Here is a 20,899-nt window from a genome sequence, read left to right on the forward strand (position 1 = left end):
GACACAGCCCCACGGGTTAAGCGATCAGGCCCCGGCGTACCGCCGTCGGGGCGGCTCCGGGGCCTGATCGTGATCGCTGCCGATCCGAGGGGGTGACGGTCAGCCGGTGGTCCCGGTCGTGCCCGTGGTTCCTGTCGTGCCGCTCGTGCCTGTCGAGTCCGTCGTGTCGTAGTTCCGGCCGAGGACGACGGTGACGTCGGCGTTGGACGTGGTCTCGCCCTTCTTGACGGCACTCGTGGGCAGGCCGAGGGTCTTGGCGACCTCGACGGCGTCCTGCTTGCGGGCCGCGTCGGAGTAGAGCACCCGGGAGTCGGCCTCGGCGGTGGCGACGGTGCCGGCGTCCAGGAAGGTGTAGCCGCCGTTGAGCAGGACCACGCGGGCCTGTTCGGTGGCGTCCCTGTCGCCGGTGGCGTTGCGGATGCCGACCCGGACGGCGTCCCCGGCCTCGGGGCTTTTGGCGGCGCCGCCGAGCAGGTCCTTGACCACGCTGTCGGAGTCCTCCGCGCTGAGGGTGCCGTCCTGCTGGACGGGGAGCAGCTCGGTCGTGTAGTCGCCGCCCTTGGCGCGGTCGGCGAGCTTGGCGAGGAACGCGCCGAGGTCCTTCTCCCCGAGGGAGGGGTCGAGGATCTGGCCCAGGGTCTGCACGGTGACCGTGGCCGCCTGCGCGTCGGAGGACAGCTTGCGCAGCACGCCCTGCATGACCTGCCCGAACCGCTTGAGCTGGGCGTCCTGGGATTCGCCGGAGGCGCGGTAGGTGGCGTACGCGACGGCCATCTTGCCGCTGAGGGTCTGGTTCTCGCCCTTGGTGACGAGGGGTGCCTCGCCCTTCTTCTTCGCCTCCGGGTCCGGTACCGAGACGTCGGTGTCGAGGTCGATGTTGCCGACGAGTTCGACGAGGTTGCTCAGGAAGGGGGTGTCCAGGCGCCAGGTGCCCTCGATGTCGGTGCCGAGGACGGTGTCGAGTTCCTCGCGGGTGCCGGCGGAGCCGTCGTCCTCGACGGACTTGGCGAGGGTGGTCGTGGTGCCGTCCTCGCCGGTCAGGGCGAGGGAGTTGGGCAGCAGGACGGTCGCGCCCCGCTTGGTGGTGGTGTTGTCGACGAGCAGCGCCGTGGAGGTGCCGCCCTTCTTGGTGTCGTGCAGGTGGACGGCGATCACGTCCCGTTTCTGGGCGCCCGCGGCGGTGGTGGTGCCGGTCCGGCCGTCGGAGGAGGAGCCGGGCAGCATGCCCGCGAACCACAGGTAGCCGACGCCGCCGACCGCGACCAGGGCCAGCACGACCACGAGGGCGATCATGCGGCTCCTGGCGCGCCGCTTGGCCTCCTCGCGGCGCTCGGTGCGGTTCTCGGTGAAGTTCAGCCAGTCGATGACGTCCTCGGAGTCGTCGTCGGGCTGGTCGACGAAGGCGAACTGCTCGGTGCGGTACTCCGGGTCCCCGTCCGCCGCGCCGGCCTGGGGGCCGCCGTCCCCGGCGGTCTCCTGCGGGCCTGTCTCCAGCCGACCCGGCTCCAGCGGGCCCGTCTGCTGCGGGATGTAGGCGGTCTGCTCGGTGGCCTGCGCCTGGGGCTGGGCCTGGGCCTGGGCCTGATGGCCGGTGGCCGCGGTCTGCCCGTACGGGTCGTAGGGGTCGTACCCGGGCGCCGGTGCCGGCCGGCCGGTGTCGTAGGCGGTGCCGTAGCCCTGGGCGGGCTGCTGCTGGACATGGCCGGTGGCGTACGGGTCGTAGCCGTAGCCCTGACCGTGGTCCTGGCCGTAGCCCTGAGTCTGGTCCTGGCCGTAGCCCTGCTGCTGGCCGTAGGGGTCGTACGTCTGTTGCTGAGGCACCTGCTGGGTGGGCGCCTGTCGGTACACCGGCTGTCCGAACTCGTCGTAGCCGACGAGTTCGTAACCCTGGTCGCCCCCGTAGCCGGCGTCGTATCGGTCGTTCACCGGTGCCCCTCTCGGCTCACTCGCCGCGGTACAGCTGCCGCTTGTCGATGTAGCGCACCACTCCGTCCGGCACCAGATACCAGACGGGGTCGCCCTTCGCGACCCTCGCACGGCAGTCGGTGGAGGAGATGGCCAGCGCCGGTACCTCAACGAGCGTGACCCCGCCGGCGGGCAGGCCGGGGTCGGCCAAAGTGTGGCCGGGACGGGTGACCCCGATGAAGTGGGCGAGGGAGAACAGTTCCTCGGCGTCGCGCCAGGTGAGGATCTGGCCGAGCGCGTCGGCGCCGGTGATGAAGAACAGGTCCGTGTCCGGGTTGAGTTCGTGCAGCTCGCGCAGGGTGTCGATGGTGTACGTGGGGCCCTTGCGGTCGACGTCGATGCGGCTCACGGAGAACTGGGGGTTCTCCGCCGTCGCGATGACCGTCATCAGATACCGGTCCTCGGCGGCCGACACCGTGCGGTGGGACTTCTGCCAGGGCTGGCCGGTCGGCACGAACACGACCTCGTCGAGACCGAACTGCGCGGCGACCTCCTGGGCCGCCACGAGGTGCCCGTGGTGGATCGGGTCGAACGTCCCGCCCATGACGCCGAGGCGCCTGCGCGCAGTCTGCGGCTCGGCCGTCTGTTCGGTGGTCGCCTGTGGGGCGGGCTCCGTCGGCGGGGCGGTCTCCGGTGCCGTGCCGGTGCCGCCGGCCCGGTCGCCGGTGGTCTCGTGCGCCTGGTCCTTCGCCTTGTCGTGCTCCGGACCGGTAGGCGGTTCCTGCTCTCCCATGCGTCGAGACACTACCGGCCCGGCGGACACACTCTGTTCGAATGACCTTTTGCGCGGATCAGCGGTCCCGGTTGAAGCGCGTGGTGATCCACAGCAGCAGGAGCAGGGCGAAGAGGGCTCCGCCGCCGGTCAGGTAGGGGCTGAGGCTCTCGTGGTTGCCGCCGTGCTCCCCGCCGCCCTCGGCGGCGAAAGTGACCAAGTCGGCAGCGGTGCTGTGGAAGCTCATCGTCGGCAGGACCTATCCGTGTGGGATCGGGATAAAGACTCGGCCCATCGTAAGCGGGGGCCGCCGCGGCGATCACGCCGACTCCGCCCTGGGATGAACGGACGGGGCTCCGTCTCCGTACCGTCAGTCGTCCCGCTTGTACCCGCGCAGGAGGAACCAGGCCGTCAGGACCGACCCCAGGACCATCACGATCAGCACCACACGCAGCAGGTTTCCCGCGCCCTGCTCCTTCGCGGCGGCGCCCGCGGCCTCGGTGAACCAGGGGGCCGCCGTGACCTGGGGGAGATGCTGCATGAGATCGCTCCTTACGGTTGATGCCCTGCCACGGTAACTCCGCCTAGGCTGGTCTCCGCTTCGGGGGCAATATGGGCAATCAAACGCATGGGGGAAACATGCCGGACGACAGCCACGAGCAGAACGGGCACGAGAACGTGCCGAGCAGGCAGCGCAGGCGCTTCGAGGGAATCTCCTCGCGGGCGTACGAACACCCCGCGGACCGCTCGGCGCTGGTGGCGCTGCGCAAGCTCAGCGGCTTCGACACGGTGTTCAAGGCACTCAGCGGCCTGCTGCCCGAGCGCAGCCTCAGGCTGCTGTTCCTGTCCGACTCCGTACGGGTCTCGGACCAGCAGTTCGCCCACCTCAACGACATGCTGCGGGACGCCTGTTACATCCTGGACCTGGAGAAGGTCCCGCCGATGTACGTCAACCAGGACCCGCAGCCGAACGCGATGTGCATCGGCCTGGACGAGCCGATCATCGTCGTGACGACCGGGCTCGTCGAGCTGCTCGACGAGGAGGAGATGCGGGCCGTCATCGGCCACGAGGTGGGCCACGCGCTCTCCGGCCACTCGGTGTACCGCACGATCCTGCTGTTCCTGACGAGCCTCGCGCTGAAGGTCGCCTGGATCCCGCTCGGCAACCTCGCAATCATGGCGATCGTGACCGCGCTGCGCGAGTGGTTCCGCAAGTCGGAGCTGTCCGCCGACCGGGCCGGGCTGCTGGTCGGCCAGGATCTGAAGGCCTCGATGCGCGGTCTGATGAAGATCGCGGGCGGCAACCACCTGCACGAGATGAACGTCGACGCGTTCCTCGCGCAGGCCGAGGAGTACGAGGCCGGGGGCGATCTGCGCGACTCCGTGCTGAAGATCCTCAACGTGCTGCCCCGCTCGCACCCCTTCACCACCGTGCGCGCGGCCGAGCTGAAGAAGTGGGCGGAGTCCCGTGACTTCCAGCGGATCATGGACGGCCACTACCCGCGGCGCAGCGAGGACAAGGACACCTCGGTGACCGACTCCTTCCGTGAGTCGGCGGAGCACTACACGAGCCATGTGAAGAGCTCCAAGGACCCGCTGATGAAGCTGGTCACGGACCTCGCGGGCGGCGCGGGCGACCTCGGCGGCCGGGTGCGGCGCGGCTTCAGCGGCTTCGCCAACGGCGGCGGAGCGGCGTCCGGCGGCACGGCCCCGGGCGGCTCCGCGTCGGGTGGCGGTACGAGCACGGACACCGCCGAGGACAGGCGTCCGGACGACGAGTGACCCGGCGGTCACCGCTGGTGCGCCGAGAGCGCCCGGTCCGGAGGGTTCCCCCTCCGGACCGGGCGCTTCGTCGTGGTGTCACCCGTGGCCTCACACCTTCGGCTGGGCGCTCTGGGCCAGGGAGCCGCACAGGGCGATGGCGCCGCCGGTGGCGTACGGGTCGGTGCCGGCCGGGCCACCGGCCTTGTCCTGCCGCCCGGCGAGCAGCGGCCGCAGATGGTTGGTGGCGTCGTCGGCGCAGGCCAGCGGCCCGGCCTGGACGTAGGACACGACGACCTCGGCCTGGTGGGTGCGCAGGTCGTCCTGGTCGAAGCGGAAGTGCAGCTCGCGCCGCACGGTGAACAGGGACGCCTCGGAGCCCTCCTCGGTGTGCGCCGGGCGCAGCGCGTACACGAAGGTGTGCGCGGCGACGACCTCCAGCGTGCCGGAGTCGAACTCGGCCGCCTGGAGGGTGCCCTGGACGCGGATGCCGGTGTCGGCGAGCCGGGCGCGGGAGGGGTCGAAGCGGACCAGCCAGCCGGTGGGGGCGTGGCGTCCGTCCGCGGCGGGGTGGTCGAAGCTCTGGTCGAACTGGTCGAGCTGGTCGGAGTCGAGCAGCCGCCGCACCGGCTCGACGGTCGTACCGGCCAGCACCTGCGGGTCGAGCGCGGAGGCGACCAGGTACTCCTTGGCGACGGTCAGCGAGGTGACGACCTGGCTGTCGGTGAAGTGCTCGGTGCGGCGGGTGGCGGGCATCGTGATGCCGTCGGCGCCGGTGCGGAAGTGGGCGGCGGGGCTGTTCTCGTACAGCGTCTCGGGGTCGTCGGCGCCGGGGACGGGGGCCTGGGGGGCCAGTGGGATGACCGTCATCCTCAGCGGCTCGGTGGGACTCGCGGCCCGGGGTTGGTACGGATGGCGGACGCCCATGTAGATGGCGGTGCCGAAGGCGACGGCGATCAGCAGGACGAGGACCAGTGCCTGCCGGGAGAAACCGCGGCGCACGGGCGGGCGGCGGCGGACGGCGGGAGCGTGGTCGGTGAGGCGCTCCTGGGCGGAGAACTCCTGGAGACGGGCAGCGCGAACGAACGATTCGTCGAACACGACGGATCGGTATTCGTCCTCGCCTCCACCGCCGGGGGTGCCCTCGGGTGTCCCCTCGGGTGGGTCGCCGGGCCCGCCCATACCTTCAGGGTAGGTCTGCCGGAGCTCCGATAAACGCCGAGGTGCGCGACAACTTCTGACAGGTTCTCACCAGGTTTTCGAACGTCTCGTCGAACCGTGTGTCAGGGCTGGCGCGGTACCGCCGGCACGGCCGGCTGGGAGTAGTCCGCGGAGGCCGAGGGACCGGCCGAGGTGCCCTGTTCGACCCCGCTGGTGGCGGGGGGCGGGATCTGGTCGCCACGGCTGGAGGAGGCGCCGCGGTAGACGGCGGTGAAGGCCAGCGCGACCATGCCGATGCCCATGACCAGGGCGAGGACCCAGGCGACGGGACGGTGCCAGCGGGTCTGCCTGCCGTAGGGCCCGGCGAGGCCGTAGCGGCCCTCCAGGATCTCGGGGTCGTCGAGATCGTCGAGGTCGGGGTCGTGGCCGAAGTCCGGGCCGTCGGCGAAGCCGTCGTCGTAGTCGTCGCCGCGGGGGCCTCTGGAGTGGGTGCGGCGGGCCTCCGCCTCCTGGGCCGCGGCGCGGGCCTCCGCGGCGGCGAGCAGCCGCTCGACCGCGGTCGGCTCATGGACCACGGCCGCCCGTACGAAGTCCTCGTCGAAGACCACGGAGGCGAACTCTTCGTCCATACCTCCGCGGTCGCGGTCGTCGTCGGGCTCCCAGCCGTCAGGGAACGGCGTGCCCCCCACGTCCTCCGGCACGGATCCAGAGTAGACCGGGGTGGTCAATTTGGGCAGACGGTAAGGAAATTCATCCGTTCTGCTCAGCGGGTCACCGGTCGTTCCCCGGGAACGGACCGGCGCCCCACGAGGCGCGTGCGCCCCGCCGGGCGCCGTACGCGCCGGGTGCCGGCCGGATGTCAGCGGCGTACGTGCCCGTCACCCGTGACGATGTACTTGGTGCTGGTCAGCTCGGGCAGGCCCATGGGGCCGCGGGCGTGCAGCTTCTGGGTGGAGATGCCGATCTCGGCGCCGAAGCCGAACTGGCCGCCGTCGGTGAAGCGGGTGGAGGCGTTGACGGCGACGGTCGTGGAGTCCACCAACTGGGTGAAGCGGCGGGCGGCCTGCTGGGAGGTCGTCACGATCGCCTCGGTGTGCCCGGAGCTCCACAGCCGGATGTGCTCGACGGCCCGGTCGAGCGAGTCGACGACGGCGGCGGCGATGTCGTACGAGAGGTACTCGGTCTCCCAGTCCTCCGTGGTGGCCTCGACGACGGTCGCCTTGGAGTCCTTGGCGTACGCCATGACCCGCTCGTCGGCGTGGACGGTGACCCCGGCCTCGGCGAGGGCGTCGAGGGCGCGGGGCAGGAACTCGGGGGCGATGTCCTGGTGGACCAGGAGGGTCTCGGCGGCGTTGCAGACGCTGACCCGCTGGGCCTTGGAGTTGACCAGGATCTCGACCGCCGTGTCGAGGTCGGCGTTGGCGTCGACGTAGACGTGGCAGTTGCCCGTGCCGGTCTCGATCACCGGGACGGTGGACTCCTCGACGACCGTGCGGATCAGGGAGGCGCCGCCGCGCGGGATGAGCACGTCGACCAGGCCGCGGGCGCGCATCAGCTCGCGCACGGAGTCGCGGCTCTCGCCGGGGACGAGCTGGATGGCGTCGGCGGGCAGCCCGGCGCCGCCGACGGCGTCCCGCAGGACGCGGACGAGCGCGGTGTTGGACTCGTAGGCGGAGGACGAACCGCGCAGCAGGACCGCGTTGCCGGACTTCAGGCAGAGGGCGGCGGCGTCCACGGTGACGTTCGGGCGGGCCTCGTAGATGATGCCGACGACACCGAGCGGGACGCGGACCTGGCGCAGGTCGATGCCGTTGGGCAGGGTCGACCCGCGGACGACCTCGCCGACCGGGTCGGGCAGCGCGGCGACGTCCCGCACATCGGCGGCGATCGCGCGGATCCGCTCGGGGGTGAGCGTGAGCCGGTCGATGATCGCCTCGCTGGTGCCGGCCTCGCGGGCACGCTCGATGTCCTTGGCGTTGGCCTCGACGATCTCACTCGTACGGACTTCCAGCGCGTCGGCGATGGCGAGCAGCGCGTCGTCCTTGTCGGCGCGCGGAAGCGGCGCGAGGTCGGCGGTGGCGGCCTTGGCGCGATAGGCGGCCCGGGTGACCGGGGACATGGAGTCGTACGGCGAGAGCGTGGTCATAAGGGAAGGGTAGTGCGCCACGGGAGACGGCCCCAGTCGCTGTCCCACAAGCCGAGACGAGCCCCGGACACGCCCCACGCGGTGACCTGGAACGGCGTGGACGGCCCTGGGACGAGGGGACGGCTGAAACGGATGGACGTCCTAGAACGGGTGGACGCCGACGCGGGCCGCCGGTGGGGGGCCGCAGCCCTCCGCGACGCGCTGGTGGTAGGTCTGGCGGTCGATGACCTCCAGGCCGACGATCTCCCACGGCGGCAGTCCGGCCGTGCGGCGGTGCTCGCCCCACAGGCGCAGGGCGACGGCGGCCGCGTCGTGGAGGTCGCGGGCCTCCTCCCAGTAGCGGATCTCGGCGTGGTCGTCGGCGTAGCGGCTGGTCAGCAGGAAGGGGTGGTCGTGGGCGAGCTGTTCCAGGCCGCGCCGCACCTCCTTCAGCGGGGTCTCGGGCCCGGAGACGCTGAGCGTCACATGCCACAGCCGGGGCAGGTCCTGCGGCTCCTCGGCGGCCTCGTACGTGGCGGAGGAGGTGACGCTGGTGAGCGTCCGCTCCTCCCCTGCCGCACGGGAGGTACCACCACCACGGGACGCCGCGGCCCCGGGGCGCACTCGTCTCACGACGGCCTCCTTCGCAACGATGCGGGCTTCGCATGGGGTGGTGCGGAATGCCCCTGGGACAAAGTTGAGCAGGCTCAGGGGCTCCATGGGGCGGTTTTACGGAACGCGCACCGCCGCGGGCCGTGCTGCGGCACCCTTCGCGGGGCGCCTGGTCAGGGGCGCAGGAGCACCAGGTCGTCCCTGTGTACGACCTCTCGTTCGTAAGCGGGACCCAGCTCGCGCGCCAGTTCCCGGGTCGAGCGGCCGATCAGCTGGGGGATCTCCTTGGCGTCGAAGTTGACCAGCCCGCGGGCCACGGCCCGGCCCGCGCCGTCGCGCAGTTCCACCGGGTCCCCGGCGCTGAAGTCGCCGTCGACGGCCGCGATGCCGGCCGGCAGCAGCGACTTGCGGCGCTCGACGACCGCGCGCACGGCCCCGTCGTCCAGGGTGAGCGCGCCCTGCGGGGTGGACGCGTGCTGGAGCCACAGCAGCCGGTCGGCGGAACGCCTGCCGGTGGGGTGGAAGTAGGTGCCGGTGTCCCGGCCGGCGAGGGCGTCCGCGGCGTGGACGGCGCTGGTCAGGACCACGGGGATGCCCGCGCCCGTGGCGATCCCGGCCGCCTCCACCTTGGTGACCATGCCGCCGGTGCCGACGCCGGCCTTGCCCGCGCTGCCGATCTCCACGTGCGCGAGGTCCTCGGGGCCCCGTACCTCCGCTATCCGCGAGGTGCCCGGCCTGCTGGGGTCGCCGTCGTACACGCCGTCCACGTCGGAGAGCAGGACCAGCAGGTCGGCGCGGACGAGGTGGGCGACGAGGGCGGCGAGGCGGTCGTTGTCGCCGAAGCGGATCTCGTCCGTGGCGACCGTGTCGTTCTCGTTGACGACGGGCAGGGCGCCCATCGCGAGGAGTTTGTCGAGGGTGCGGGAGGCGTTGCGGTGGTGGGAGCGGCGGCTCATGTCGTCGGAGGTGAGGAGCACCTGGCCGACCCGGATGCCGTAACGGGCGCAGGAAGCCGTGTAACGGGCCACCAGGAGCCCCTGGCCGACGCTGGCGGCGGCCTGCTGCCGCGCGAGGTCCTTGGGCCGGCGGCGCAGGCCCAGCGGCGCGAGCCCGGCGGCGATGGCACCGGAGGAGACGAGGACGATCTCCCGCTCTCCCCCGCCCACCCGTCTCCCACCACCACCCTCAACCGAGGCCCTTCGGGCCGCCCCTGCGGTTCGGGCCTTGGCGAGAACATCCACCAGGGCGTCCACCCGGTCCGCGTCGAGGCCGCCGGAGGCCGTCGTCAGCGACGAGGAGCCCACCTTGACGACGATCCGGTGCGCTTCCGCCACTCCCTGCCTTGCCGCTGACACCTGTATCCCCAATGTTCCGAACCAGCCCGGTGTGTGCAGTGCGCAATCTACGTGAGCGGCCGGGCCGGGCGCGTTCTCATTTCGAGGGGCGGACGGGCCGGATCCGCCCGGTCGGGCGCCCTGCCCTTGCCGGGCGGAGCGTGAGAAACCCCTCGGAACTCCGAGCGTTATGTCCGATTACTGGTGACTGATCTCATGGCAGATTGCTCCTCGACCGCCCTAGGTCATACGGTCAGGATCGGCCTTCCTCATCTCGCGCGGCATTCCTGGGTCGGAAGGCGCCCGGGGGCGCGCGCACCGTGGCGGGCCACCCCCACTACTCTCATTCCCCCCTCCCGTCCGTCGCACCCTCCGCAGGAGCCCCGCCCGTGCCCTCCGCAGGCCTCGTACCCCGCCGCATCGTGCAGCTCTCAGCGCTGTTCGCGATGTTCGCGCTCTTCACGGTCCAGATCGTCTCCGCGCTGCTGCCGAACATTCCCCTGTTCGTCGCCGCCGGCGCGGCGGGCCTCCTTCTGGACACGTATCTGCAGTACCGGGACCCCGGACTCCTCGCGCTGCTGGGCAAGGTCCGCTTCGACGCGCTGGTGCGCCAGCTGCTGCGCGACATGCTGCTCCTGGTGGGCCTGCTGCGCATCGACGGCATCGACCCGCTGCGGGAGCAGGCACCGCTGCTGGTCGGCCTGTGCCTCTTCTACGCGGTGCACTTCGCCTGCCAGGGCGTCTCCGTGCTGGTCCGCCGCAGCCGTACGCTGCCGATCGTCACGCGCAACATCGACGCCTCCGAGCTGCGCCTGACCGCCGCACCGCCGCGCATCCTGGCCCGCCGCCAGGCCCACCGGCTGCTGACCTTCTCCCTGCCGATCACCGCCGGTCTGCTGGCCACGGCGGCCACGAAGGACGCCACCTGGGGCGGCATCGGCCTAGGCTTCGGCCTCACCCTCCTCGTCGGGGGCACGGCGTACCTGGCGTCCTGGCTGCTGCCGAAGAAGCGGGCGAAGAGCGAGCAGCAGGTCATGGAGTGGCTCGACAGGTGGCTGGAGCGCTACCAGCCGACCGTCGCCATGTACTTCTCCGGCGGCACGACCTCGGCGTACCAGGCGAACATGTGGCTCTCCACGCTGTCCCAGCTGGACAAGCCGCTGATCGTGCTGCGTGAGCGCTTCATGGTCCAGAAGATCGACGCGACGGACGTCCCGATCATCTGCTTCCCGAAGGTCGCGACGATGTTCTCCCTGGAGAACTCCACCCTGAAGATGATGCTGCACCCGGCGAACGCCGCGAAGACCTCGCAGGTGCTGCGCATCCCCACGATCAAGCACGCCTTCATCAACCACGGCGAGAGCGACAAGCTGTCCTCCTGCAACCCGTACGCGAAGGCGTACGACGAGGTGTGGGTCGCCGGTCCCGCCGCGCGCGAGCGGTACGCGCTCGCCGAGGTCGGTGTCGAGGACAAGGACATCGTCGAGGTGGGCCGCCCGCAACTGGCCCCGATCCGCCCGTACGCGGGCCCGCCGGCCGGCCCGTACACGACCGTCCTGTACGCCCCCACCTGGGAGGGCTGGGACGGCAACCCCGGCAACACCTCGGTGGTCCTGGCCGGCGAGAACATCGTCCGCGCGCTGCTCGCCGACGACAAGGTGCGGCTGCTGTACAAGCCGCACCCGATGACCGGCTCGGTCGACCCGCGCGCGGGCGCCGCGAACGAGCGCGTCAAGGCGATGATCCGCGAGGCCAACACGAAGCGGTCGGGGGCGCGGCCCGGTGCCGACGCCGCCGCGGAGCTGGCGCGCCGGACGGCCGAGCTGGACAGGCTGACGTCGACGTCGTTCCGGCCCAGCGCGGACGAGATGGAGCGGATGCTGCTCCAGGGCACGCCGAGCGGTGACCGCGAGGCGGCCATCGCCGAGGCCACGCTGGCCTGGGAGAAGGCGTACTGGGCGTCGTTCCCCGAGTGGGAGCACCTCATCATCACCGAGGCCCGGCCCGCGATCTTCGCCTGCTTCAACGCGGCGGACCTGCTGATCAGCGATGTCTCGTCGGTGGTGTCGGACTGGCTGTCCAGCGAGAAGCCGTACGCCGTGGGCAACACGTCCGGACTGCCCGAGGCGGCGTTCCGCGCGGCGTTCCCGACCGTGTCGGCGGGTGTCGTGATCACGCCGGACGCGCGGGAGGTGCCGGGGCTGCTGGAGGCCGTGCGCAACCCGGAGAAGGACCACTTCACCAAGGCGCGCGCCGATCTGAAGGAGCAGTTGCTCGGGCCGTCGGACCCGCCGTCCCTCGTGCGGTTCGGTGCGGCCGTCAGGACGCTCTGCGCCAAGGCCGACGAACGACGGGTCCGTATGGAGTCCCGTCTCGCCAACGAGATCCCCTCCCCCCGTGAGTCCCGGGACGAGGTGGGGGCCGAGGGGGAGCCCAGCGACGCGGCCGAGGACGCGGAGGCGCTCCGCTAGGTTCAGCCGGAATGAGGGCCCCGGTGGCGTTGTGCCGCCGGGGCCCTTTGTTGTCGGTCGGTGGGGTTGGGTTCGTCTGTGGCTCTGGGGGGCGGTGCGCCCAAGAACTCGGGGGCGTGTTGTGCGGCGGCTGCGGGTGCGTTGTGGCTTGTCGCGCAGTTCCCCGCGCCCCTTGGGTGTGGGGGCTGGCCCCGGCTGTGCAGGGGTGTCGTAGGGACAGTCCTCCGGTCACATGCCCGTACGCCGGTGCGGCAGACCGTTCGTGAGGGCACAAGGCCCGCGCTCCCCCCGGGAGGCGCGGGCCTGTTCCTTCGGAAGGGCTCGAAGTCGTCTAGAAGGGCTCGAAGTCGTCGTACGCCTGGTCGAGTTCGTCGCGTTCGGCCTGGCGGTCGCGGCGGCGCTGGACGGCGAGGCGGGGGGCCTCGAAGCGGTGGTCCTCGCCCCGGCGGCCCAGCATCTCCGCGCCGGCCGTGACGGACGGCTCCCAGTCGAAGACGACCGCGTTGTCCTCGGGGCCGATGGCGACGCCGTCGCCGGAGCGGGCGCCCGCCTTCATCAGCTCCTCCTCGACGCCGAGCCGGTTGAGCCGGTCGGCGAGGTAGCCCACCGCCTCGTCGTTGTTGAAGTCGGTCTGCCGTACCCAGCGCTCCGGCTTCTCGCCGCGCACCCGGAAGAGACCGTCCTCCTCGCGGGTGACGGTGAAGCCCGCGTCGTCGACCGCCTTCGGGCGGATGACGATCCGGGTCGCCTCCTCCTTCGGCTTGGCGGCCCGCGCCTTGCCGACGAGGTCCGCGAGCGCGAAGGACAGCTCCTTCAGACCGGTGTGGGCGACCGCGGACACCTCGAAGACCCGGTAGCCGCGGGCCTCCAGGTCGGGCCGCACCATCTCGGCGAGGTCCTTGCCGTCGGGCACGTCGATCTTGTTGAGGACGACGATCCGCGGCCGGTTGTCGAGCCCGCCGTACTGCTTCAGCTCCTCCTCGATGACGTCGAGGTCGGAGACGGGGTCGCGCTCGGACTCCAGGGTCGCCGTGTCCAGGACATGGACGAGGACGCTGCACCGCTCGACATGGCGGAGGAACTCCAGACCGAGGCCCTTGCCCTGGCTGGCGCCGGGGATCAGGCCCGGCACGTCGGCGATCGTGTAGACCGTCGAGCCGGCCGTCACCACGCCCAGGTTGGGGACGAGGGTCGTGAACGGGTAGTCGGCGATCTTCGGCTTGGCGGCGCTCAGCACCGAGATCAGCGACGACTTGCCCGCACTCGGGTAGCCGACCAGCGCCACGTCGGCGACGGTCTTGAGCTCCAGGACGATGTCCCGCAGGTCCCCGGGCTCGCCGAGCAGCGCGAAGCCGGGCGCCTTGCGGCGGGCGGAGGCGAGGGCCGCGTTGCCGAGGCCGCCCCGGCCGCCCTGCGCGGCGACGAAGGAGGTGCCGTGGCCGACGAGGTCGGCGAGGACGTTGCCCTGCTTGTCGAGGACCACCGTGCCGTCCGGTACGGACAGGACGAGGTCCTGGCCGTCCTTGCCGGAGCGGTTGCCGCCCTCGCCGGGCTTGCCGTTGGTGGCCTTGCGGTGCGGGGAGTGGTGGTACTCGAGCAGCGTCGTGACGGACTGGTCGACGGTCAGGATCACATCGCCGCCGCGTCCGCCGTTGCCCCCGTCGGGGCCGCCGAGCGGCTTGAACTTCTCACGGTGGACGGAGGCACAGCCGTGGCCTCCGTTACCCGCGGCGACATGCAGTTCGACGCGGTCCACGAAGGTGGTCATGGTGGGTGCCTCCAGTTACGCGCAATGCGTGGTGTACGGGATTGTCTTAGCTGTAACACGTCAAAGGCGGACCCGCTTCCCGTACGGGAAGTGAGGTCCGCCTCGACGAAATCGCTCTACGGAAGCCCTGGTCGGAAGACTCAGGCGACCGGAACGATGTTCACGACCTTGCGGCCACGGCTGGTGCCGAACTGCACCGCACCGGCGTTCAGCGCGAACAGCGTGTCGTCGCCACCACGGCCGACGCCCGCACCGGGGTGGAAGTGCGTGCCACGCTGGCGGACCAGGATCTCACCCGCGCTCACGACCTGACCGCCGAAGCGCTTCACGCCGAGCCGCTGGGCATTCGAGTCGCGACCGTTCCGGGTGGACGATGCGCCCTTCTTGTGTGCCATGTCTCCTCAGTCCCTTACTTCGCAGCCGTGGGGATCTCAGTGACCTTGATCGCCGTGTACTGCTGGCGGTGGCCCTGACGACGGCGGTAGCCGGTCTTGTTCTTGTAGCGCAGAATGTCGATCTTCTGGCCCTTGTGGTGGTCCACGACCTCGGCCTGGACCTTGATGCCGGCCAGCACCCACGGGTCGCTGGTCACAGCGTCGCCGTCGACAACGAGCAGGGTCGAGAGCTCGACCGTGTCGCCAACCTTGGCGGTGGAAATCTTGTCAACCTCAACGATGTCGCCGACAGCAACCTTGTGCTGGCGACCACCGCTGCGCACGATGGCGTACACGCGGATCTCACTCTCTCGCTCGGGAACGGCACCCCCGCAGTCCAGCCACCCGACACGCGGACGGCCTCTCCCGAGGCGCCCGGCGCCCGGAAGGATGAGGTTTACGGGGATGTGGCGCGTCTGCTTACGGACACGCCGACGGTCAAGGTTACGGGGCGACGCTCGAACGGGTCAAACCGAGCCCCGCCCGACGCCTGTGGGGCTCACCCGGTCGGCTTCTCGCCGTCCGCCGGCAGCGGCTTCACACCCTTGCAGAGGTCCGTGGTGTCGGACTTGCCCGGGTAGGCGACCTTGATCACCTGGTCGAAGTGGGCCTTGTACATGTCGTGCACGGCGTCGTCGTCGACCTTGACGATCGACTCGTCGTTCTCGCGCAGCGCGGGCCCGGTGTAGTTGCCGGAGCCGGTGAAGCTGATCTTGTTGCGGACCCCGTCGTACATGCCGTCCACCAGGATGTACTTGGAGTGGATGATGTAGGGCGTGGTCAGCTTCTGCCCGGGGTTCAGCGGGTCCCGGTCGTCGTTGTAGCAGCGCACGGTCGGGCCGCCGGAGGTGTGCATCTTCTCCCAGGTGCCCGGAGTGCCGCCCGAGCTCTTCGCACTGTCCGACTCGGCGTACACGATGCTCACCTCGCAGCCGGCCTTCTTCAGCGCGACCAGCTTCTCCGCGATCGCCATCCGCGTGATCTTGAAGATCGCCACCCGCACCCAGGTCCGCCGGGTGACCCCGCCGCTGTCCTTGTAGGAGCACTGCACGTTGTTGAGCACCGAGTACACGCTGTCGGTGGCCCGGGTGCTCCCCGCCCGCGGGAAGAAGTACGCCTTGTACAGGCCGTTGCTGACGGTCCGGTACTCCCAGGCCGCCCAGTCCCGGGCCACCATCGTGTCGAAGTAGTCCGCGTAGGCGTCGTACATCGTCGGGTTGTCGGGCAGCAGCAGCGCGTCGTTGAAGAACTTGGTGTGCGCGGAGGGCGTCGAGTTGGAGGTCGTCTGCACGACGACGTTGGTGGCGCCCTCGACCGCCGAGAACAGCCAGAACTTGTTGTGCATGATCGACTGCCCGTACTTCGGATCGCCGAGGCAGGACTTGTCGACGGGGCAGGTCGCTATGTACGAGCCCTTCGTGCGGTCGGTGCCGAGCGCGGCGACGAGGCTGCTGTAGGCGGTGTTGGCCGGGCGGTCGCTGACACTCGACTCGTCCAGCAGGACCTGGACGTTGACGCCCCGGTCCTTGGCGGCGACGAGCGCGTCGACGACGGACGCCTCCCACACGTGGTAGACGGCGACCTTGATGGTGGAACCCGGCAGCGCCGCGGCCGTCAGGTCGATGAGGCGCGTGCGTATCGCGAGTTGCTCGCTCGACTCGCCCAACGGGTCGTTGAAGACGGGCCCTTCGGTCCAGGTGGGGGCGGCCTGCGCGGTCCCGGCGGACACCGCCGCCTGCACCCCTGCCGCCGACAGGACGGTGGCCAGCGCCACCGCCTTGCGCGCCGCCCCGGCCGGCCCCCCAGCGGGGCGCCGTCCCTTGCTCGTCAGGCGCGCACGCGCCATGCGATCCCCTCCCCGTTCCCCGCTCACGGCCCCGGGTGCTCGCCCCCGCAGGCGGACCGCGCGTCGAGGTAGTGCTTCCACGCTCTTGCTCGTACGACTACGTGAGTTTTGCAGGCGTCTGCGGGTGATCCAAGAGCCAGGAGGTGCTTACGCGCCAAAAGTGCTACCCAAACCGCCCCAAACATCGCGGCGTTGTGTGAGGTTTCTCGCCCCCGCCCGAGCAACACGAAGGCCCCCGCCCGGCAGTTGGTCCGCCGGACGGGGGCCTCGGTGCGGGGCGGGCCGTGGCCCGCCCCGTGGGGCTCAGCTCTCGTCGGTCGAAGCGGTGACCGTGTTCGACGCCTGCTCGGCGGCTACCGTGGTCTTCTTCGAGGCCGACTTCTTCGCCGTCGCCTTCTTGGCGGTGGCCTTCTTCGCGACCGTCTTCTTGGCCGCCGTCTTCTTCGTGGCGGCCTTCTTCGCCGTCGTCTTCTTGGCCGTCTTGCGCGCCGCCGCCTTCTTGGCGGGCGCCTCGGGCTCCTCCGCGACCGCGGCGGGCTCCTCGGCCGGGACCTCGGCGGCGTCCTCCGCCGCGGCGGAGGACACGACCACGACCGCGGACTCCTCCGGCGCGGTGGGCGCCGTCGCCTTGCGCACGGCACGCCGCCTCGGGCGGGCCGGAGCCGCGCTCTCGGCGACCGCGGCCGGCTCGGCCTGCTCGGCCGGCGCTTCCACGACCGGCTCGGCCACGGCCTCGACGACGGGCTCCGCGACGGACTCGCCCACCGTCACCACGGCGTCGTCCTCGGCCGTCCCGGCGGGGGCGCCCGCGGGCGCGGACACCTTCCGGGTCGCCCGGCGGCGCGTACGGCCCTTGGGCGCGGACTCCTCGGCGCTCACCGCGGGCGGCGTCTCGACGACCGGGTCCTCCACGGCGGCGGGCTCGGCCTCGGCGGCCTCCCGCGACTTGGGCGCCCGCTCCTCGACCTCGTCGGACGACACGGCCGCCGCGGTCTCCCGCCGCTTCGGCGCGCCCGAGGGCGCGGAGGCCCGACGGGTCACCCGACGCCGCGAACGACCACGGCCGACCGCGGCCTCCGCCTCGGCGACGCTGCTGTACAGCTCCTCGTCCGGCTCGAACTCGGGCGAGGGCAGCGCCACGGGCTCGGCGACCTCGGCGGTCACCTCCGCGACCTCGGCCTCGACCGGCTCCACCGGCTCGGCCTCGGGCTCGACGGCCTCGGGCGCGGCCACGTGCTCGTGGTCGTGCTCAGCGCCGCCCCGCCCGCGCTTGCGGCGCTTGCCACCGCCACCGGCGGCCGTCGGCTGGTCCATGTGCACGATGACGCCACGCCCGTTGCAGTGGACGCAGGTCTCGGAGAAGGACTCCAGCAGGCCCTGGCCGACCCGCTTGCGGGTCATCTGCACCAGGCCCAGCGAGGTGACCTCGGCGACCTGGTGCTTCGTGCGGTCACGGCCCAGGCACTCCAGCAGGCGCCGCAGCACCAGGTCCCGGTTGGACTCCAGCACCATGTCGATGAAGTCGATGACGACGATGCCGCCGAGGTCGCGCAGCCGCAGCTGGCGCACGATCTCCTCGGCCGCCTCCAGGTTGTTCCTGGTGACCGTCTCCTCGAGGTTGCCGCCCTGGCCGGTGAACTTGCCGGTGTTGACGTCGATCACGACCATGGCCTCGGTCTTGTCGATCACCAGCGAACCGCCGCTGGGCAGCCACACCTTGCGGTCCAGCGCCTTCATCAGCTGCTCGTCGATGCGGTACGTCGCGAAGACGTCGACCTCGGAGGTCCACTTCTGCAGGCGGTCCGCGAGGTCGGGCGCGACATGGGAGACGTAGCCGTGGATGGTCTCCCAGGCGTCCTCGCCGCTGACGATGACCTTGGAGAAGTCCTCGTTGAAGATGTCGCGCACGACGCGGACGGTCATGTCCGGCTCGCCGTACAGCAGGGTCGGGGCGTTGCCGCTCTTCGCCTTCTTCTGGATGTCCTCCCACTGCGCCTGGAGCCGCTCGACGTCACGGCGCAGCTCGTCCTCGCTCGCGCCCTCGGCGGCGGTGCGCACGATGACGCCCGCGTCCTCGGGGACGATCTTCTTGAGGATGGTCTTCAGCCGGGCCCGCTCGGTGTCGGGCAGCTTGCGGCTGATACCGGTCATCGACCCCTCGGGGACGTACACCAGATAGCGGCCGGGCAGGGAGACCTGGCTGGTCAGACGGGCGCCCTTGTGTCCGATCGGGTCCTTGGTGACCTGGACGAGCACGGACTGGCCGGACTTCAGCGCGCTCTCGATGCGCCGGGGGCCGTTGGCCATGCCCAGCGCCTCGAAGTTCACCTCGCCGGCGTAGAGGACCGCGTTGCGCCCCTTGCCGATGTCGATGAAGGCGGCCTCCATCGACGGCAGCACGTTCTGCACCTTGCCGAGGTAGACGTTGCCGACGTACGAGGTCGCCTGCTCCTTGTTGACGTAGTGCTCGACGAGCACGTTGTCTTCCAGGACGCCGATCTGGGTGCGCTCGCCGCTCTGGCGGACGACCATGACGCGCTCGACGGCCTCGCGGCGGGCGAGGAACTCGGCCTCGGTGATGATCGGGACGCGACGGCGCCCCTGCTCACGGCCTTCGCGACGGCGCTGCTTCTTCGCCTCCAGACGGGTCGAGCCCTTGATGGACTGCACCTCGTCCGACGGCTCGGTCTCCTTGGCGCGCCGCTCGCGCGGCTCACGGACCTTGACGACCGTGCGCTCGGGGTCGTCCGACGACGCCGACTCGGCCTCGCCGGAGGAGTCCCCGGCGCGACGGCGGCGGCGACGGCGACGACGGCTGCTGCTGGAGCCGGAGGCGTCCTCGCGCTCGTCGGAGTCGCCCTCGTCCTCGGCGTCCTCGTCCACCTGCTCGGCGGTGTCCTCGGCGTCCTGCGCGCCCTGCTCGGCGGCGAGGTCGTCGCCCTCGCCGGACTCGCCCTCGGCCGACTCGCCCCGGCGGCGGCGACGGCCACCACGGCGACGGCGGCGACGCGACCCCGTGGTCTCCTCCTCGCCGTACTCGTCCCCGTCGGCACCGTCCTCGGCGGCCCCCTCGGGCTCCTCCTCGGACTCGTCCGTGTCCTCGGCGTCGTCGGCGTCGGTCTTGGCCGTCACGGGCTCCGCCTCGGCGGGCTCGCCGCGGCGGCGGCGACGGCGGCGCGACCCGCCGGTGGTCTCCTCCTCGGCGGGACCGCCGAGGTCGACGGTCTCGTCGCTCTCCGCGACCTCCGTCTCCGCCTCGGCGGCGGCCTGCGCGGCCGCCCGCTCCGGCGTCTGGAACATGGGCTCGGTGAACACCGGCGCCTGGAACACGGCGACGGCGGGCCGGGCGGGCCGCGCGGGCGCGTCGTCGGCCGCGGAGGCCGTCGGCTCGGAGAACCCGACGGCCGCCTTCCGGGCGACCCGGCGGCGCGCACGCCGCGCCCCGCCGTCCTCGCCCTCACCGGACGCCTTGGCGGCCGGGGCGGACGGAGCCTGAGCGGGCGTGGTCTCGGCGGCCACGGGCGTCTCGGCCGGGGTGGCTGCCGGGGTCTCGGCGGACGGGGAGTCGGCGGCGGTGCCGCCCTCGGGCGTCACCTCGGGAGCGGTCACCCGGCGTGTGGCACGACGGCGCGTCCGGCGCGGCGCGGCCTCCTCGGGGGCCGCCTCGACGGGCGCGGCGTCCTCGGCGGCGGCCGGGGCGACCTCCACGGCTTCCACGGTCTCCGGCACCTTGGGGCTCTCGGCGGGAGCCGCCGCGGCCTCGGCCGCCTTCGGCTCACCGGCGGGCGCGGAGGCGCGCCGCGTGGCACGACGGCGCGTGCGCCCGGCGGGCGCGGCCTCGGCGACCTCGGCGACCGCCTCGGCGGGGGCCTCCGCAACGGTCTCGGCAGCGGCCTCGGGCGCGGCCGACCCGGTGCTCTCGGCGGTCACCACGGTCTCCGCGGTCCCGGCCGCCTGGGGCGCGCCGGCGGGAGCCGACGCACGACGGGTGGCGCGGCGACGGGGACGCGCGGCGGGCGCGGCCTCCTCGGCGGGGGCGGGCACCTCGGCGGCGGGCGTCTCGGCGACGGCGGCGCTCTCCTCGGCGGTGGTGGCCGGCACCACGGTCTCGGCGGCCTCGGCGGCCTCGGCGCCCTTGGGGGCACCGGCGGGCGCGGAGGCACGGCGGGTGGCACGCCGGCGCGTACGCCCGGCGGGCGCGGCCTCGGCCACGTCGGCGACCGCCTCGGCGGCGGCCTTGTCGGCGTCCTGGGCCTCTTCGGCGTCCTCAGCGGCTTCGACGTCGGCGGTGGCGTCGGCGTCAGCGGTCTCCGCGGCCACGGCGTTCTCGTCCGTCACGGCGGCCTCACCGGGCTCGGCGGCCGCGAGGTCCGCGGGATCCGCCGCCGACACGGTCGGCTCGACGGTCTCGGCGGACGCCTCGTTCGCCGCGGACGGCGGTCCCGCCGGGCGGGACGCGGCACGACGGCGCCGGCGCGGCGGCAGGGTGTCGCTGGGCGTGTTGCGTTCGGAGCCCTGCGCGGACTCCGTGTTCTCGATCTGTTCGGGCATGCGGGCGTTTCTCCCGTCAGGCTCCCGGGCGCCGCACCCGGGTCCGGCGTGGCCGGTGACGTCCGCGGCTCGCGTCGTACGCGACTGCCGCCGTCCGGGGCGCGGGCGCCGCTCGGGAGCTCTCTGTGTCCTGTCTCGCCGGTTCCGTACGCCGTGTTG

Annotated in this window: 16 protein-coding genes; 2 read left to right on the forward strand and 14 right to left on the reverse strand. The window is 72.0% G+C overall.

Going from position 1 to position 20,899, the window contains the following annotated elements:
- Positions 1 to 99: 99 nt before the first annotated feature.
- The 4 genes from ACZ4Z2_RS00385 to ACZ4Z2_RS00400 all read right to left on the reverse strand — a co-directional run bounded on the left by ACZ4Z2_RS00385 (position 100) and on the right by ACZ4Z2_RS00400 (position 3,218).
- Positions 100 to 1,926, reverse strand: coding sequence for an LCP family protein (locus tag ACZ4Z2_RS00385; protein WP_468070820.1), 1,827 nt, complete (start codon positions 1,924 to 1,926; stop codon positions 100 to 102).
- A gap of 16 nt (positions 1,927 to 1,942) precedes the next feature.
- Complete coding sequence (gene nadD / locus ACZ4Z2_RS00390; RefSeq protein WP_468070822.1) at positions 1,943 to 2,698, reverse strand: nicotinate-nucleotide adenylyltransferase; 756 nt, start codon at positions 2,696 to 2,698, stop codon at positions 1,943 to 1,945.
- 58 nt (positions 2,699 to 2,756) lie between these two features.
- Positions 2,757 to 2,924 carry a hypothetical protein gene (locus tag ACZ4Z2_RS00395; RefSeq protein WP_099964502.1) on the reverse strand — a complete coding sequence of 56 codons (168 nt, stop codon included), beginning with the start codon at positions 2,922 to 2,924 and terminating at the stop codon, positions 2,757 to 2,759.
- Between the two features lie 123 nt (positions 2,925 to 3,047).
- The gene (locus ACZ4Z2_RS00400) at positions 3,048 to 3,218 is read right to left on the reverse strand and encodes a hypothetical protein (RefSeq protein ID WP_468070824.1); all 171 of its coding nucleotides are present in this window, start codon (positions 3,216 to 3,218) and stop codon (positions 3,048 to 3,050) included.
- Positions 3,219 to 3,316: 98 nt separating this feature from the next.
- On the opposite strand from ACZ4Z2_RS00400, the gene ACZ4Z2_RS00405 reads away from it, so the two are divergent.
- Positions 3,317 to 4,459, forward strand: coding sequence for a M48 family metallopeptidase (locus ACZ4Z2_RS00405; protein WP_468070826.1), 1,143 nt, complete (start codon positions 3,317 to 3,319; stop codon positions 4,457 to 4,459).
- A 90-nt stretch (positions 4,460 to 4,549) separates the two neighbouring features.
- Here ACZ4Z2_RS00405 and ACZ4Z2_RS00410 read toward each other — a convergent pair whose 3' ends face one another.
- The 5 genes from ACZ4Z2_RS00410 to proB all read right to left on the reverse strand — a co-directional run bounded on the left by ACZ4Z2_RS00410 (position 4,550) and on the right by proB (position 9,691).
- Complete coding sequence (locus ACZ4Z2_RS00410; protein ID WP_468070828.1) at positions 4,550 to 5,620, reverse strand: SCO2583 family membrane protein; 1,071 nt, start codon at positions 5,618 to 5,620, stop codon at positions 4,550 to 4,552.
- A gap of 101 nt (positions 5,621 to 5,721) precedes the next feature.
- Positions 5,722 to 6,300, reverse strand: a complete 579-nt coding sequence (locus tag ACZ4Z2_RS00415; RefSeq protein ID WP_468070830.1) for an SCO2584 family spore wall biosynthesis protein — start codon at positions 6,298 to 6,300, stop codon at positions 5,722 to 5,724.
- A gap of 158 nt (positions 6,301 to 6,458) precedes the next feature.
- Positions 6,459 to 7,745 (reverse strand): glutamate-5-semialdehyde dehydrogenase, encoded by a 1,287-nt coding sequence (locus ACZ4Z2_RS00420; RefSeq protein ID WP_468070832.1) that lies wholly within the window; start codon positions 7,743 to 7,745, stop codon positions 6,459 to 6,461.
- Positions 7,746 to 7,886: 141 nt separating this feature from the next.
- Complete coding sequence (locus tag ACZ4Z2_RS00425; RefSeq protein ID WP_468071642.1) at positions 7,887 to 8,348, reverse strand: hypothetical protein; 462 nt, start codon at positions 8,346 to 8,348, stop codon at positions 7,887 to 7,889.
- A gap of 161 nt (positions 8,349 to 8,509) precedes the next feature.
- A complete protein-coding gene (proB, locus tag ACZ4Z2_RS00430; RefSeq protein ID WP_468070834.1) occupies positions 8,510 to 9,691 on the reverse strand; it encodes a glutamate 5-kinase in 1,182 nt (393 codons plus the stop codon).
- 368 nt (positions 9,692 to 10,059) lie between these two features.
- Here proB and ACZ4Z2_RS00435 point away from each other — a divergent pair, with 368 nt between their 5' ends.
- Positions 10,060 to 12,141 carry a hypothetical protein gene (locus ACZ4Z2_RS00435; protein WP_468070836.1) on the forward strand — a complete coding sequence of 694 codons (2,082 nt, stop codon included), beginning with the start codon at positions 10,060 to 10,062 and terminating at the stop codon, positions 12,139 to 12,141.
- A 331-nt stretch (positions 12,142 to 12,472) separates the two neighbouring features.
- Here the strand turns inward: ACZ4Z2_RS00435 and obgE are convergent, their stop codons facing one another.
- The 5 genes from obgE to ACZ4Z2_RS00460 form a co-directional block, all read right to left on the reverse strand.
- Positions 12,473 to 13,909 carry a GTPase ObgE gene (gene obgE, locus ACZ4Z2_RS00440; protein ID WP_468070838.1) on the reverse strand — a complete coding sequence of 479 codons (1,437 nt, stop codon included), beginning with the start codon at positions 13,907 to 13,909 and terminating at the stop codon, positions 12,473 to 12,475.
- 140 nt (positions 13,910 to 14,049) lie between these two features.
- Positions 14,050 to 14,304, reverse strand: coding sequence for a 50S ribosomal protein L27 (rpmA, locus tag ACZ4Z2_RS00445; protein ID WP_055515300.1), 255 nt, complete (start codon positions 14,302 to 14,304; stop codon positions 14,050 to 14,052).
- A gap of 14 nt (positions 14,305 to 14,318) precedes the next feature.
- Complete coding sequence (rplU, locus tag ACZ4Z2_RS00450) at positions 14,319 to 14,639, reverse strand: 50S ribosomal protein L21 (RefSeq protein ID WP_003990208.1); 321 nt, start codon at positions 14,637 to 14,639, stop codon at positions 14,319 to 14,321.
- A gap of 203 nt (positions 14,640 to 14,842) precedes the next feature.
- Complete coding sequence (locus ACZ4Z2_RS00455) at positions 14,843 to 16,189, reverse strand: phospholipase D-like domain-containing protein (RefSeq protein ID WP_468070840.1); 1,347 nt, start codon at positions 16,187 to 16,189, stop codon at positions 14,843 to 14,845.
- A gap of 303 nt (positions 16,190 to 16,492) precedes the next feature.
- Positions 16,493 to 20,740, reverse strand: a complete 4,248-nt coding sequence (locus tag ACZ4Z2_RS00460; protein ID WP_468070842.1) for an Rne/Rng family ribonuclease — start codon at positions 20,738 to 20,740, stop codon at positions 16,493 to 16,495.
- Positions 20,741 to 20,899 lie beyond the last annotated feature (159 nt).

It is taken from the genome of Streptomyces sp. NPDC030183 (genome assembly GCF_055573455.1).